The following is a 14505-nucleotide window of genomic DNA, read 5'->3' on the forward strand; positions in this document are numbered from 1 at the left end:
AGGCCGGGCGGGTCGCTCGCTCAGCCGTTGGCGGCCACGTCGTCGATCAGGGTGAGCAGGGTGCGCACCGGCACGCCGGTGCCGCCCTTCGTCCAGTAACCACTGGGCTCGCCCGTGTGGTACGAGGGCCCGGCGATGTCGATGTGCGCCCACTCGACGCCGTCCGCCACGAACTCGCGCAGGAACACGCCGCCCTGCAGCATGTGCCCGGCCCGGTCCATGCTCGCGTTGACCTGGCTGATGTCGGCGATCTCCGACTCCATGCCCTTGCGCACGTCGTCCGGCAGCGGCATCGGCCAGGCCGGCTCGCCGACCGCGTCGCCGGCCTCCTTGACCCGCTCGCAGGTCTCCGGCGTGCCCATGACGCCGGCGATGCGCTTGCCCAGCGCGACCACCTGCCCGCCGGTCAGGGTGGACGTCTCGAAGATGTAGTCGGTGCCGTCGGCGCAGGCGCGGGCGATCGCGTCGGCGAGCACCATGCGGCCCTCGGCGTCGGTGTTGAGCACCTCGACCCGCTTGCCGTTGAACATCGTGATGACGTCACCCGGCCGGTACGCCGTACCGGAGGGCATGTTCTCCGCCATGGCCAGGTAGCCGGTGACCGCGACCGGCGGCCGGAGCGCGGCGACCGCCAGCATCGTGGCGCCGACGGCGGCGGCGCCGGCCATGTCCGACTTCATCTCCCACATGCCCGCGGTCGGCTTGATGCTGATGCCGCCGGTGTCGAAGGTGATGCCCTTGCCGACCAGGGCGACCCGCTTCGGGTTTGCGACGCCCTGCGGGGTGTAGGTGAGCTTGACCAGCCGCGGCGGTGCCTCGGAGCCCTGGCCGACCGCGACGATGCCGCCATAGCCGCCCGCCTTGAGCGCATCGAAGTCCAGCACCTCGACCTCGAGGCCGGTGCCGTCCGCGGCGGCGGCCACGGCGTCGGCGAACTGCGGCGGGCGCAGCTTGTTGGGCGCGGCGTTCACCCAGTCGCGGGTCAGCCGCACGACCCTCGAGACCACCTCGGCGCGCTCGACCTCCGCCCGGGCGGCCAGGTCGTCCGCGTCGGGCACGGTCACCTGCAGCTCCTTGACCGGGTCGCGCCGGGTCGGCTGCGGCTTGGTCTTGTAGCCGGCGAACCGGTACGACCCGAGGAGCGCACCCTCGAGGATCGCGCGCAGCACGCCGGGCGCGTCGCTGTCGTCGGGCACCGGCAGCGCCAGCGCGACGGTGGCGCTGCCGGCCAGCGCGCGCACCGCGGCGCCGGTCCCGCGGCGCAGGGTCTCCGTGGCGGGCGCGGAGCCGGTGGGCTCGTCGCCGAGGCCGACGGCGACGACCAGCGGTGCCGCGACGGTGCCGAGGGTGGCGAGCTTGATCACCTCGCCGGGCGTCCCGGTCGCGCCGAGCAGGGCCAGCGTCGAGATCAGCTTCCCGTCGAACGCGGCGGCGATGCTCTCCGCACCGGCGGCCGGCAGGACGGCGCCGCCCTCGTCGGGCTGGCTGTGCAGCCCGATGACGATCGCGTCGACGGCCAGTTCGGCCGGGTCGCTGTCGACCAGGCTGAGGGAGGGGGCGGGGTGGGTCACTCGGGCTCTCCGCGACGACTGGGGCCGGGAGCTCCCTCGTGGGACGCCCCGACGGGTGTGGTCACCCCGGCACGGGTCGCGCCGGACGGTGTGTGTTGTCCCGCCGATGCTAACCACAGTCAAGGCCTCGTGATCCTTCCGGCGCCCGGTCGGCGGCCGAATTTGCCCAGTGCCGCGCGGCGCGCGCCCATCGGCCGTGGCGTGCGCCTGTTCATCGGGGCGTTTCCGCGACGCCGCCGACGGCCACCGGCGATGATCTGCCGGTAGCTGTCGGCGGCGGTCGAGGTCACGGGTAAGTTGCCACTCATGTCTGCCGAGGCCGCCGCCCTGCTCCGTTCGCCCCTGCACGAGCGCCACGTCGCGCTCGGGGCCAAGCTCGCCGCCTTCGGCGGCTGGGAGATGCCCCTGGAGTACGCGGGCGGGGGTGTCCTGCGCGAGCACGCCGCCGTACGCGAGGCCGTCGGCGTCTTCGACGTGTCCCACCTCGGCAAGGCGCGGGTGACCGGGCCGGGCGCCGCCGACTTCGTCAACTCCTGCCTCACCAACGACCTGGGCCGCATCGCCCCCGGCAAGGCGCAGTACACCCTCTGCTGCGACGACGCCTCGGGTGGCGTGGTCGACGACCTGATCGCGTACCTGATCGGGCCGGACGAGGTCTTCCTGATCCCGAACGCCGCGAACACCGCCGAGGTCGTGCGCCGGCTGGCCGCCGCCGCGCCCGAGGGCATCACCGTCACCGACGAGCACCGCAGGTTCGCCGTCCTGGCGGTGCAGGGCCCGCGGTCGGCCGAGACCGTCACCGGGCTCGGGCTGCCGACCGAGCACGACTACATGTCGTTCAACCCGGCGCGGATCGGCGGCGTCGACCTGATCGTCTGCCGCACCGGCTACACCGGTGAGCACGGCTACGAACTGGTCGTGCCGTGGGACGACGCGGTCACCGTCTGGGACACGCTGGTCGAGGCCGGGGTCCGCCCCTGCGGGCTCGGCGCCCGCGACACGCTGCGCACCGAGATGGGCTACCCGCTGCACGGCCAGGAGCTGTCCCTGGAGATCACCCCGGTGCAGGCCCGCTCCGGCTGGGCGGTCGGCTGGTCCAAGCCCGCGTTCTGGGGACGCGACGCGCTGCTCGCCGAGAAGGCGGCCGGCCCGCGCCGGGTGCTGCGCGGCCTCGAGCTCACCGGCCGCGGCATCCCCCGCTGCCACATGCCCGTGTACGCGGGCGAGGAGCAGATCGGCGAGATCACCAGCGGCACCTTCTCGCCGACGAAGAAGGTCGGCATCGCGCTGGCCCTGCTCGACACCGCCGCCGCGCTCTCGGACGGCGACGTCGTCGAGATCGACATCCGGGGCCGCCGCACCGGGGCGCGGATCGTCAAGCCGCCGTTCGTCGAGACCTCGGTGCGCTGATGCCCGCCACCTGGCCGCAGGTGCGCGAGTGGGTCCTCGCGCTGCCCGGGGGCCGCGAGGCCTTCGTCGAGCAGTGGGGCGACTGGACCCTCCGGTACGGCGAGAAGGTCTTCGTCGTCGGCGGCCCGGACCACGACACCGTCTCGGTGAAGGCGTCCAAGGAGGAGCAGGCCGAACTGGTCTCCAGCGCGCCGGAGACGTACTCGCCGGCGCCGTACGTCGGCCGGTACGGCTGGGTGCGCGTGGTGCTCGCCCACGCCGACGCCGACGAGCTGCGGCAGGTCGTCACCGAGGCCTGGCGCCGGACGGCGCCGAAGAAGGTCGTCCGGGACTACGACTCAGCCGAGGGCGAGGGCGACAAGGGTTAGCGTCGTGGTCGTCTCGACTGACGCACCCACCACATCGCCGGTGATGCCGCCGAACCGGCGTACCGCATGGCGCAGCAGCAGGACCACGACGAGCAGGGCGGCGGCGACGGCGGCCGGACCCTGCCACGGACGGCCCGGCACGGCGAACACCGCCGCGGCCGCGACCAGGGCGGCGGCACCGGCGACGACCGGCACGGGCACCGTCGAGGCGACCAGCGCGCCGAGGCCGTCCGGACGCGCGGCGCCAACGCCCCGGCGGCAGGCGACCGTGACGCCGAGCCGCCCGGCCGCCCAGGCCACCACGATCGCCGCGGCGCCGAGCTCGGTCAGCGCGGCGGCCTGGATCAGCAGCGCCAGGGCGATCGCCGCGACGCCGAACGGGCCGATGTCCGGCTTCTTCATGATCTCGAGCGCCTGCTCGCGGTCGCGGTAGGAGCCGAGGGCGTCGACCGTGTCGGCGAGCCCGTCGAGGTGCAGGCCCCGGGTGAGCAGCGCGCTCGCGGCGACGGTGACCGCGGCGGCGACCGGACCCTGGCCCAGCAGCACGAAGACGCCGGCCAGCATCGCGCCGAGCAGCGCGCCGACGAGCGGCGCCAGGCTCATCGCGACGGCGGCCATGCGGCGGTCGATCCGGCCGGCCCGGACCGGCAGGACCGTCAGCGTGGTGAGCGCCAGGCGCAGGCCGTCAAACACTTGCCGGGCCGGGCCCGTCCGGCTCCGGCTCGGCGAACTCGGACTCGTCCTCGTCCGGCTCGAGGCCCGCGTCGCCGTGCCCGGCCAGCAGCGCCGGATGCACGGGCAGCGCGCCCGCGAGGGCGATCGCGGCGCGCAGCAGCGGCAGCGCGGCCAGGGCGTTCGCGCCCTCGCCGAGGTCGAGGCCCAGCTCCATGACCGGGGTGAGGCCCAGCACGTCGGCGCCCTGCCGGACGAGCTGGTGTGTGCCCGCGTCGGCGAGCAGGCACCAGTGCCGGGCCTGGCTGGCGATGTCCCGGGCGATGAGCCCGGCGGCGATGCCCAACGGCCCGTCCACCAGCACCGGCATCCGCCGGGACGCCGCGCCGAGCAGCGCGCCCGTGGCCACGGCGAGGTCGGCGCCGCCGACCTGGGCCAGGATGTCCTTCGCCCCGCGCGGTTCCTGGCGGATGCGGTGCATGGCGTCGCGCACCGCGGCGCACCGCACCATCCAGGCGTCGTCGTCGTAGCGGCCGCCGGGCACCAGCACCCGGGGCAGGATCGCGACCGGCTCGGCGCCGGTGGTGGCGGCGAGCACGGCCGTCGCCGCGGCCTCCGTCCCGGCGCCGCAGGAGCCGAGGATCAGCACGTCGCGGCCCTCGTCGGCGGCGGCGTCGGCGAGCTCCCAGCCCTGCCGCAGCGCCGCGTCGACGGCCTCGGCGTCGAGCACCGGGCCGTCCTCCATGGCGCCCGTCTCCGGGGTCCGGACGACCACGATGTCGGCGCCGGCGGTCGCGGCCAGGGCGGCAAGGGCGCCCTCGCCGGCCTCGGCCTGCGCGGCCCGGCGCTCGGAGTCCGACACGTCGGCGCCGGCGGCCGCGCCGCCGCCGCGCCGGCCGTCGATGAGCAGGACGCGGGCGGGTCCCCACGGGCGCGGGGTGGCCGTCGCCTGGGTGGCGGCGGCGAACTCGACCGCCTCGACCAGCGCGCCGAGGCCCCCGCCGGGCAGGTCCGCGGCGGCGAGGCGGTCGCGCGCGTCGGGGCCGGCGTCGCCGTCCGGCAGCGGCATGTCCATGCCGGCCTCGATGACCGTGCCGTCGCCGGTCCGGGGGTGTGCCGCGGCCGGCGTCGCGGGCGTCGGCACGGCCGCGGTCATCGCCGCATGCATCGCCGCCGCATCGAGGGTCGGCTGTGCCGCGGCGACCGCCGGCTGCGGCGCCGGCGGGGCGGTGACCCGCGTGTCCACCTGCTCCGCCGCCCCGTTCTCGGCGTCCAGGTCCGTGGTGATCCCCGGCGCGTCCGGTCCGGTCTTCAGCCACGTCGGCCGGCCCGCCACCACGAACGCCACCCGGTCGCACGCGCCGGCGAGCGCCTGGTTGGCCGTGCCGAGCGCGTCCGCGAACGCCCGGCCGACCGGCGTGACCGGCACCAGCGACAGGCCGACCTCCGGGCTGACCACCACCACGCGGGCGGCGCACGCCCGGACCGCGTCGGCGAGCGCGCTCACCGTCGCCAGGTCGTCGTTCGGCTGCCGGGCGGGGTCGAGCAGCGCCGCGACCCAGCCGCCCAGATCGTCCACGAGCAGGGTGTCGTCGGGCTTGGCCTCGGTGAACAGGGCGGTCAGGCCCGCGGGGTCCGCACCGGTCTCCTCGGTGGTCCAGGACTGCGGCCGGCGGCGCTGATGCGCCTCGATCCGGGCCCGCCACTCCGGATCGTCCTCGGCGCCGGCGGCGGTCGCGACATAGCGGACCGACGCGGCGCCCGCGACCAGCGCCTCGGCGAACGCGGACTTGCCGGACCGGATCCCGCCGAGCACCAGGATCGAACGCCACCCGTCAGCAGACATGCCCCGTACTTTAGGGCCGGGCGCCGCGATCATGGGGGCCGACCCGGCCCCTGCGGGCCCCAGGCGTTCCGGTCGCACCGGCGGGCACACCGTAGGGTGGCAACAGGACCTTAGTTCGACACCTGAGGAGGCGGCGGAATGCCGTGGAGTTGGCGGTACGAGGGCGTCGACGGGCAGCCGGTGGCCGGCCCTACCGAGACGTTCAGCAGCCAGGCGGACGCCGAGTCATGGATCGGTCAGGCGTGGCGTGAGCTTGCGGCCGCCGGAGTCACCCAGGTCACCCTCGTCGAGGACGACCGGGTCGACTACAAGATGAGTCTGCTGCCGACCGAGTGAACTACCAGGTCTCCCGGGGCTCCCCGAAGAGCGCCTTCGTGCCGAGTCCCGTCTTCGTCGGGATTCTCGCCATCACGGCCGTCGCCGGGTGGATGACCTGGACCGCCTACGGCAACGTGCGGGTCGACGTCTTCCTGCTGGTCATCTCCGGCTGGGTGCTCTCGCTCTGCCTGCACGAGTACGCGCACGCCATCGTCGCGTACTTCGCGGGCGACCGGGGTGTCGCGGACCGCGGCTACCTGCGGCTCGACCCGCTCAAGTACACGCACCCCGTGCTGTCGATCGTGCTGCCGCTGGTCGCGGTGGTGCTGGGCGGCATCGGTCTGCCCGGCGGCGCGGTCTGGGTCGACCACGCGCACATCCCGAGCAAGGTCAAGCAGTCGCTGATCAGCGCGGCCGGCCCGGCGACGAACGTGGTGTTCGCGCTGCTGCTGGCGGTGCCGTTCGCGCTCGGCGCGGGCGACGACGTGGTGCTGATGCGGGACGGCTCAGGCGGGGTGGTGGTCGGCGGCAGCCACGGCGACTTCTGGGTGGCCCTGGGGGCGCTGGCGTTCCTGCAGGTCACGGCGAGCCTGCTCAACCTGGTGCCGATGCCGGGGCTGGACGGAGGCAACATCCTCCAGCCGTGGCTGAGCGCGCCGTATCAGCGGGCCTACAACCTCTTCGCCCCGTACGGATTCATCCTGCTCTTCGTCTTGCTCTGGCAGTCGCGGATCAACCAGTGGTTCTTCGCGCTGGTCGGCTGGTTCACGAGCCTGATCGGCGTGCCGGACGGGCTGGGCGAGGTCGGGCTCTTCTACATGCGGTTCTGGTCGTCCCTGTGACCCCGGCGCACCCGTGAGGGTGCGCCGGGTGCACTGTCGTGTCAGGGGCGCTTCGCCGGGCTGACCGTCTGCGCCGGGTCGCTCTCCGTGACTCCGGCGAGCGCCTCGTCGATCGCCTTCATCAGGTCGTCGTCGAGCTTCACGCCGGACGCCTTGGCGTTGTCGTAGACCTGCTCCGGGCGCGACGCGCCGATGATCGCCGCGGAGACGTTGGAGTTCTGCAGCACCCAGGCCACCGCGAGCTGGGCCATCGACAGGCCCGCCTGCTCGGCGAGCGGCTTGAGCCGCTGCACGGCGCCGAGCACCTCGTCGCTGAGCCAGCGCGCGATGAAGTCTGCACCCGACTTGTCGTCGGTGGCCCGCGAACCGGCCGGCGGCTGCTTGCCCGGCTCGTACTTGCCCGTCAGCACGCCCTGCGCGATCGGCGACCAGACCACCTGGCCGACGCCGAGCTCGATCGAGGTCGGCACCACCTCGGCCTCGATGACCCGCCACAACGCCGAGTACTGCGGCTGGTTCGAGACCAGCTGGATCTTCAGGTCCCGCGCCAGCTCCCAGCCGGCCCGGATCTCGGTCGCGGACCACTCCGAGACCCCGATGTAGAGGGCCTTGCCGGAGTGCACGATGTCGGCGAACGCCTGCATGGTCTCTTCGAGCGGCGTCGAATGGTCGTAGCGGTGCGCCTGGTACAGGTCGACGTAGTCCAGCTGCAGCCGGCGCAGCGAGCCCTCGATCGATTCCATGATGTGCTTGCGGGACAGCCCGCGGTCGTTCGGGCCGGGGCCGGTCGGCCAGTAGACCTTGGTGAAGATCTCCAGCCCCTCGCGGCGCTCGCCCTTCAGCGCGCGGCCGAGGACCTCCTCCGCGCGGGTGCCCGCGTAGACGTCCGCGGTGTCGAATGTGGTGATTCCCACGTCGAGGGCGGCCTTGACGCACTTGGCGGCGGCCTCCTCCTCGACCTGGGAGCCGTGGGTGATCCAGTTGCCGTAAGCGATCTCGCTGACCATGAGGCCGGAACGGCCGAGGTGACGGAACTCCATATCGGCCGACCCTACCCGCCCCTTACAGAACCGGCCGGGTGTCGGCGAGCAGTCGCTCTATCTCGTTTGCCACATCGACGACCCGGGCGTGCACGACGTCGACGATCGGCTCGCCGCGCCGGTCGAGCGCGCCCCACCGGCCCTCGCGGTCGCCGATGATGAAGCCCACCGGATGGATCACCAGTCGCGCGTGCATCGGGGCGACCAGGAACTGCCCGGTCCGGTCCACCACGCCGAGCCGGTCCCCGGCGTCGACGACCGCCAGACCGTCCGCGGTGAAGCCCTCGACCGGGCCACCGGCGATCAACTCGGTCGCGAAGCGCCGGAACTTCGGCTGCACCACGATCCGGCCGTGCCGGTCGATCGCGCCCCAGCCGCCGCGCCGCACCGCCGCGAGACCCTGCCGGAACGGCCGCACGTCGTCGAAGCCGCCGGGCACGATGACCCGGTTGTGCCAGTCGACGGCGAACCAGCCGCCGGACGGATCCCGCGACACCCAGGCCAGGCCGTCCCCGAACGGACCCGCCTGCACGTACCCGCTGGAGGAGTCGATCAGCAGCGAGCCGGTCTCGTCGATCAGCTCCCAGGCGTTGGTGCCGGGCCGGCGCACCCAGGCGGCTCCCTCGTGGAACGGCTGCGCGTCGGCGTACCGCTCGGCGATGACGACGTCGCCGTTGGCGTCGGCGTACCCCTGCCAGCCGGACTCGTAGTCGACCGCCGGGTGCGGCGGGCGGCTCTGCTGGAGGATCTCCTCGCGCGAGCGCGGATAGGGACCCCAGCCGGCCTCCTCCACCCGAGCCATGACGGCGTCGAGCGCGGCCTCGGTGCGGGCGACCAGGTCCGGGTCCTCGACCCGGCGCAGCTCGAGCGCGGCCTCGAAGTGGTTGCAGGCCTCGAGATAGCGGCCCTGCTCGTAGCAGGACTTGCCGGCCTGCACGTGCATCTCGGCCCGCAGCCGGTCGGGCAGCTCGACGGAGTTGGCCTCCTCGAACATCCGGTCGGCCTCGGCGAAGTCGCCCCGCCACTGCTGAACGTGCGCGAGCCGGGCCTGCACGATCGCGGTACGCCGCAGCTCGCCGGTCGCCTCGGCGTGCCGCAGCGCCTCCCGGCCGTCGGCGAGGGCCCGGCCGAGGTCGCCGAGCACGCGGGAGACGACGGCGCGCAGGCTGAGCAGGCGGGCGCGCACGGTGTCGCGCTCCGCGTACTCGAGCTTGTCGCTGAGCCGGTCCCGCACGTCGAGGAGCCGGTCCGGGTCGTCGATCACCTCACGCAGGGTGAGCGGATCAAACTTCCACGGGTACGTGGTCAGCACCTGCTCGGGATCGGCGCGGCGGCGCAGGGGCTCGAGTTCGGGCTCGGGCGGCGGTGGAACCGACAGCGCCGGCAACTGCATGCTCGGCGTCGGCACCACGTCGTCGTCGCCGGTACGTGCCGGGGCGGTCTCGTCGTCCGTGCTCTCCGCGACCGCCTCGTCGTCCGTGCTCTCCGCGACCGCGTCGTCGCTCGACTCGACCGGATCCGGAGCGGGCCCATCCGTGGCCGGGTCGGTGGTGGGCGCGGACAGGGCGGGTTCGGCCCGTTCCGGGTCGTCGGATTGCGGCTCGTCAGCACTCGACTCGTCCGGGAGGGTCTCGGCCGCGCCGGGAGCCGTCTCGGGTGTCGCATCGACCGGCTTCTCGGCGGTGGGCTCGAGGTCGCCGGTGGCTGCTCCGGTCTTCGACGGCTCGGCTTCGGTCGGTTCCGCGGCGGCCGCCGCGGGTTCGTCGGTGGTGGCCTGAAGATCGGCGGGTCCGTCGTCGGCGGCCTCGTCAACGACCTCATCAACGACGAGGGCCTCGATCACCGCGTCGGCGGCCGGCGGGACTTCGACCACGGCGTCCTCGACCACGGCGTCCTCGACCGGGGTGTCCTCGACCACGGTGGCCTCGGCCGGAGTGGCGTCGGTCAGGGTGGCCTGGGGCACGGTGGCGTCGGCCGGGGCGGCCTGGGGCACGGTGGCGTCGGCCGGGGCGGCGTCGGGCACGGTGGCCTTCACCGGTGTGCCGGCGTCCTCCGGGGCGATCGGGCCGCCGGGGAAGCCCGCCTCGGGCGCGGGCGTGGTCTCGTCCGGGGATCCGGGCGCGCTGTCGGCGCCGACCGGCTCCTCCGGGGCCGTCCGCTCGGCGGGAGTCTCGACGACGGCGACCGGCTCGTTCTCAGTACCGTCGGCCCGGGCTTCGCCGGGCTCTGCCTCTTCGGCCTGCGGCGCCTCTTCGGCCTGCGGCGTCACGGCTTCCGGCCGGGTGTCGCCGGATCCGGGCTCGTCGGCTTCCGGCGCGTCGGTGTGCGCCGGGCCGGCCTCGGCCGGCGCCGGCTCGGCGGCGGGCGGCGCGCTCTCCGTGGTCGCCGCGTCGGACGGGACGACCTCCGGCTCCTCGGCCTCCGCCGGATGTCCGGTGGCGTCGTCCGGGATGACCAGGCGGGTCTCGGTGGTGGGTGAGAACCAGTCCTGCTTCGTGGGCTCCTCGCCGGCGGGCGTCGCGCTGTCCGGCACGCCGCCGTCGGCGGTGGTGCCGTCCTCCGCGGTGGTGCCGCCGTCCGCGGCCGCGCCGCTGATCGGGGCGGCGGCCGTCGTCTCGGCGAGCGGCTCGGCTGGCGCCGGCGGAACCGGCGCGGGTTCGGGCTCGGGCGTGACCGCGCCGAGGCCGCTCAGCGAGAGGAGCCAGCCGAGGCCGCGCGGCTCGTCGTCGGTGGCCTCGGCGGCGGCGGGTTCGGCCGGAGCCTGCGCCGCGTGCCCGCCGTCGGGTGCGGGGCCAGCCGTGATCGGGTCCGCCGCGTCGGGTGCGGCCGTGCCGGCCGCCGCCGTGCCGGACGCCGGGTCGTCGCCGCTGAACCAGCCCGACGGCGCGGCCGGCGCCGACGGGGCGGGAGAGACCGGCGCCGGGGCAGCCGGCTGAGCGGGCGGCGCGGTGGCGGGCGGAACCGACGACCGCGCCGGGGCGGCGCCGGCCGGCTCGACGTCCTGCGGCGCCGGCGGTACCGGGGCCGCGTAGGGCGGTTGCAACGCGTGCCGCTCGTCGGGCGGGGGCGCATGACGCGGCTGCGGCTCGTAGGGGTGCGCCGGCGGGGCCGGGCGATAGTGCGCGGGCTGAGCCGGCGTGGGCCGGACCACGGGCGGCGCCTGCTGCTGCGAAGCCACCGGCGGCACCGGCACCGGAGCCGAAACGGGCCGGACCGGCGTCGCGGGCGGCGCGGAGTAGGCCGCGGGAGCCATCGGCCCCGGCTGCCCGGTACCCGGGACGGACGGCAGCTGTGCCGGCTCCACCGGCCGGACCGGCGGCGCGGAGTAGGCCGCCGGAGCCAACGGCGCGGGCGGTGCGGAGTGCACGGGCGGTGCGGAGTGCGCGGGCGGTGCCGAGTGCGCGGGCGGCGGGGGAGCGTAGGCCGCCGGGCGCGCCGCGGGCGGAGCCGACCGCGGCTGCTGCGGTTCGGCCGGCGGCATCGCGCGCAGCGGGGCGGCGAAGCGCGGGTCCGTCGGCGGCTCCGCGCTGTGCCGGGAGACGCGCGCCGGGCGCGGCTCGGCCTGCGGCGGTGCGGACCGCGGCCCGAGCGGCGTGGCGGGCCGGGGATCGACGGGCGGCGCCCAGGACGGGTCCGGCGCCGTCGGCCGCGGGGCCTGGTAAGGCGCGACCGGCGTCGCCTGGCCCGGGCCCTGATAGGCCGGCGTCTCGTGGCTGACCGGCCGGGCCGGCTGGTGGGCCGCCGGCGAGGACGTCGGTCGCGCTCCGTAGCGCGGGTCGTCCTGTGCCGCCGGCCGGGGAGCGGGTCGCGCCTGGGTGCCGGGCCACGGAGCGGCCTGCGGCTCCGCGCCGGGCCGGGCGCCCGGGTGCCGCTGGTCCAATCGCGGGTCCTGCTGCGGTGCGGGCTGGTGCGGTCCGGGGTGGCGGAGGTCCGCGAACCGCGGATCCGGCTCGGGCCGCGCACCGCCGGGCCGGGCGTCGTGCGGCTGCGGATGCGGATGCGGGAGACGCGGGTCGGCGCCCTGCGGGTGCCGGGCGTCCTGGAACCGTGGATCCTGCGGGGCCGGCCGCGGGGCGGGACCCGGGCGGGCGGCGCCGTACATCGGCGGGGCCGACTGCGGCCGCTCCGCCGGCGGCCGCTGCTGGCGGTGCTCGGCACCGGGCAGCCGCTCGGGCAGCGGGACCGGCCGGTTCCACGACGGCCCCGGCCGCGACGGCTGCTGGGGCTGCTGCGGCGAGGAGCCGGCCACGTACGGCGTACGCGGTCCGGAGACGGGCTGATCCGGGCCGGACCAGGACGGCGGCGGCAGGGGCGGACGGCCGACGGAGGCGCGGCCCGCGGCGGGCGAGACCGGCCGGGCCGTCGACGGCCCGCCGGAGGACGGCGACGGCGACGGCGGTCCGGAGGCCTGTGCGATCTGGCGGAAGTCGGCGTCCCACTGCGAGGCGGCCTCTGCCGCGCGGGACGCGTCGTAGACGGGGTGGTGCACGGCGCGGCGGCGGCCCGGGTCGCCGGGGTAGCGCTGCCCGGGCAGCGGCTCCCACTCCCAGGTGATCTCGTACACCCAGGCCGGCTCGTCGTCCCACCGGTTCGCACCGGAATGCGAGCTCCAACCGTTCATCGGGCAGCCCTCTGGGCGCCGGATGTCTGGCTACGCTCCGTCACGACGAAAATCCACCTTGTCGGAAATTGCTCGGTGGCAGGGCGGTGCACCGGGTACAGTCGCCCGGCTCCGCTGCGGGGGGTTGTGAGAGGAGATTAACGGCGTGGACGGGCTCGACGCCAGGGTGCCTGAGATCTCTACACGCCGCCCGTTCCGGGACTCCTTCACTACGTTCGGTGCTCTCGCATGGTCGGGTTTCCGGAGGTACGCCACCTACCGGCAGGCGACCATAGCCGGATCGTTCACCAACATCGTCTTCGGGTTCCTCCGTTGCTACGTCCTACTCGCCGTCGCGGCGGGCGCGGTGGACGGGACGCCCGCAGGTTACCGCCCGGACCAACTGGCCACTTTCGTCTGGGTCGGACAGGGGTTGCTCACCGTAGTTTCACTCTGGGGTTGGACAGAGTTGTCCGATCGGATCCGAACGGGTGAGGTGACCGCCGACCTGTTGCGCCCGATCCATCCGGTGACCGGATACCTCGCACCCGACCTCGGCCGTGCCCTGCACGGCATGGTCTTCCGGTTCGTGCCGCCGCTCGTGGTCGGCCTGGTCTTCTTCGACCTCTACCTGCCGGGGCGCTGGTTCACCGTGCCGCTGTTCGGGCTCTCGGTCCTGCTCGCCGTCGTGGGCAGCCTGGGCGCGCGGTTCCTGGTCAACGCCACCGCCTACTGGCTGCACGACGCCCGCGGGCCGATCATGCTGTGGACGCTCGCCGCGGGCGTGCTGGCCGGCCTCTACTTCCCGCTGCGCTTTCTGCCCGACTGGCTGGCCGTGACTTTGTGGGTCGCCACGCCGTTTCCAGGTTTGATGCAGACGCCGCTCGACGTGCTGATCGAGCGGGATCCGGTGCCGCTGCAGTTCGGGCTCGTCGGGCTCCAGGCGGCCTGGGCCGGCGCGCTGCTCGCGCTCTGCGTGCTGGTGCAGCGTCGCGCCGAGCGCCGGCTGGTGGCGCAGGGTGGCTGAGTTGCGGGCGTACGCCGCCCTGCTGGGCGGGCAGTGGCGCTCGGTCACCTCGTACCGGGCGTCGTTCGCGGTGGAGATGATCACCAACATCGGGGGTACGGCGCTCGACGTGTTCGCGGTCGTGGTGATCTTCCAGGTCACGACCACCGTCGCCGGCTTCACCCTGCCCGAGGGTGTGCTGATCGTCAGCCTGTCGTCCTGCGCGTTCGCCCTCGCCGACTTCGCCGTCGGCAACATCGACCGGCTCAAGACGTACGTGCGCACCGGCACGATGGACGCGGTCCTGGTCCGGCCGCTGAGCGCGCTCGTCCAGCTGGTCCTGATGGATCTGCCCCTGCGCAAGGCCCTGCGGCTCCCGTTCGGCTTCGCGGTGCTCGCCGTTGCGCTGCGGATCAATCACGTGGACTGGACCCCGGCGCGGGTGGCGCTGCTGGTGGTGGCGCCGCTCGCCGGGGCGGTCTTCTTCGCCTCGATCTTCGTGCTCAGCGCCAGCCTGGCGTTCTGGTGGGTCGACTCCGGCGAGGTCGGCAGCGCGTTCACCTACGGCGGGCGGGACTTCACCGCGTACCCGATCCCGGTGTACTCGGGGTGGTTCCGGCTCGTCTTCGCGTACGGGTTGGGTTTCGGGTTCGTGGCCTATCAGCCGGCGCTGGCGCTGCTGGGCCGGGCCGATCCGCTCGGCATGCCGGCCTGGGCGGGCTTCGCATCCCCGCTGGTCGCGCTGCTCGCGGCCGCCCTCGCGGCCGTCGTCTGGCGTACCGGCATCCGGCACTACCGGAGCACCGGGTCGTGAACGGCGGGAACGGGAGCG

11 protein-coding genes are annotated in these 14505 nt (G+C 74.9%); 6 read left to right on the plus strand and 5 right to left on the minus strand.

From position 1 onward, the window contains the following. Positions 1–20: 20 nt before the first annotated feature. Positions 21–1571: a leucyl aminopeptidase gene (locus AB0B58_RS05240; protein WP_360217823.1), complete on the minus strand. Its 1551-nt coding sequence runs from the start codon at positions 1569–1571 to the stop codon at positions 21–23. Between the two features lie 306 nt (positions 1572–1877). Between AB0B58_RS05240 and gcvT the strand changes: the two genes are divergently transcribed. Beyond that, positions 1878–2981, plus strand: coding sequence for a glycine cleavage system aminomethyltransferase GcvT (gene gcvT, locus AB0B58_RS05245; protein WP_360217826.1), 1104 nt, complete (start codon positions 1878–1880; stop codon positions 2979–2981). After that, complete coding sequence (locus AB0B58_RS05250; RefSeq protein ID WP_360217829.1) at positions 2981–3349, plus strand: MmcQ/YjbR family DNA-binding protein; 369 nt, start codon at positions 2981–2983, stop codon at positions 3347–3349. Before gcvT ends, AB0B58_RS05250 begins: the two co-directional genes overlap by 1 nt. On the opposite strand, the gene cobS is transcribed toward AB0B58_RS05250, so the two are convergent. Together cobS and AB0B58_RS05260 are read right to left on the minus strand one after the other, a co-directional pair. Beyond that, the gene (cobS, locus tag AB0B58_RS05255; protein ID WP_360217832.1) at positions 3320–4042 is read right to left on the minus strand and encodes an adenosylcobinamide-GDP ribazoletransferase; all 723 of its coding nucleotides are present in this window, start codon (positions 4040–4042) and stop codon (positions 3320–3322) included. The two genes, AB0B58_RS05250 and cobS, sit on opposite strands and share 30 nt — an antisense overlap. After that, positions 4035–5867 (minus strand): bifunctional adenosylcobinamide kinase/adenosylcobinamide-phosphate guanylyltransferase, encoded by a 1833-nt coding sequence (locus tag AB0B58_RS05260; protein ID WP_360217835.1) that lies wholly within the window; start codon positions 5865–5867, stop codon positions 4035–4037. The genes cobS and AB0B58_RS05260 overlap by 8 nt, the downstream gene beginning before the upstream one ends. A gap of 138 nt (positions 5868–6005) precedes the next feature. Here AB0B58_RS05260 and AB0B58_RS05265 point away from each other — a divergent pair, with 138 nt between their 5' ends. Together AB0B58_RS05265 and AB0B58_RS05270 are read left to right on the plus strand one after the other, a co-directional pair. Continuing rightward, positions 6006–6203 (plus strand): hypothetical protein, encoded by a 198-nt coding sequence (locus AB0B58_RS05265; protein WP_360217838.1) that lies wholly within the window; start codon positions 6006–6008, stop codon positions 6201–6203. Then, positions 6200–7027 (plus strand): site-2 protease family protein, encoded by an 828-nt coding sequence (locus AB0B58_RS05270; protein WP_360217841.1) that lies wholly within the window; start codon positions 6200–6202, stop codon positions 7025–7027. The genes AB0B58_RS05265 and AB0B58_RS05270 overlap by 4 nt, the downstream gene beginning before the upstream one ends. A 41-nt stretch (positions 7028–7068) precedes the next feature. On the opposite strand, the gene AB0B58_RS05275 is transcribed toward AB0B58_RS05270, so the two are convergent. Further along, positions 7069–8067: an aldo/keto reductase family protein gene (locus AB0B58_RS05275; protein ID WP_360217844.1), complete on the minus strand. Its 999-nt coding sequence runs from the start codon at positions 8065–8067 to the stop codon at positions 7069–7071. A 22-nt stretch (positions 8068–8089) separates the two neighbouring features. Then, on the minus strand, positions 8090–12688 hold the full coding sequence (locus tag AB0B58_RS05280) for a WG repeat-containing protein (RefSeq protein WP_360217847.1): 4599 nt from the start codon (positions 12686–12688) through the stop codon (positions 8090–8092). Positions 12689–13136: 448 nt separating this feature from the next. Here AB0B58_RS05280 and AB0B58_RS05285 point away from each other — a divergent pair, with 448 nt between their 5' ends. Both AB0B58_RS05285 and AB0B58_RS05290 read left to right on the plus strand, forming a co-directional pair. Continuing rightward, the gene (locus AB0B58_RS05285; protein WP_360217850.1) at positions 13137–13694 is read left to right on the plus strand and encodes an ABC-2 family transporter protein; all 558 of its coding nucleotides are present in this window, start codon (positions 13137–13139) and stop codon (positions 13692–13694) included. Next, positions 13687–14487, plus strand: coding sequence for an ABC-2 family transporter protein (locus AB0B58_RS05290; RefSeq protein ID WP_360217853.1), 801 nt, complete (start codon positions 13687–13689; stop codon positions 14485–14487). Before AB0B58_RS05285 ends, AB0B58_RS05290 begins: the two co-directional genes overlap by 8 nt. The last annotated feature ends 18 nt before the right edge of the window (positions 14488–14505 follow it).

The sequence above is a fragment of the Actinoplanes sp. NPDC049118 genome (assembly GCF_040648555.1).
GTDB lineage: Bacteria > Actinomycetota > Actinomycetes > Mycobacteriales > Micromonosporaceae > Actinoplanes.

Coding starts and splice junctions, on each gene's coding strand:
- gcvT (WP_360217826.1), top strand. CDS start 1,878: ATGTCTGCCGAGGCCGCCGCCCTGCTCCGTTCGCCCCTGCACGAGCGC.
- AB0B58_RS05250 (WP_360217829.1), top strand. CDS start 2,981: ATGCCCGCCACCTGGCCGCAGGTGCGCGAGTGGGTCCTCGCGCTGCCC.
- AB0B58_RS05260 (WP_360217835.1), bottom strand. CDS start 5,867: ATGTCTGCTGACGGGTGGCGTTCGATCCTGGTGCTCGGCGGGATCCGG.
- AB0B58_RS05265 (WP_360217838.1), top strand. CDS start 6,006: ATGCCGTGGAGTTGGCGGTACGAGGGCGTCGACGGGCAGCCGGTGGCC.
- AB0B58_RS05275 (WP_360217844.1), bottom strand. CDS start 8,067: ATGGAGTTCCGTCACCTCGGCCGTTCCGGCCTCATGGTCAGCGAGATC.
- AB0B58_RS05280 (WP_360217847.1), bottom strand. CDS start 12,688: ATGAACGGTTGGAGCTCGCATTCCGGTGCGAACCGGTGGGACGACGAG.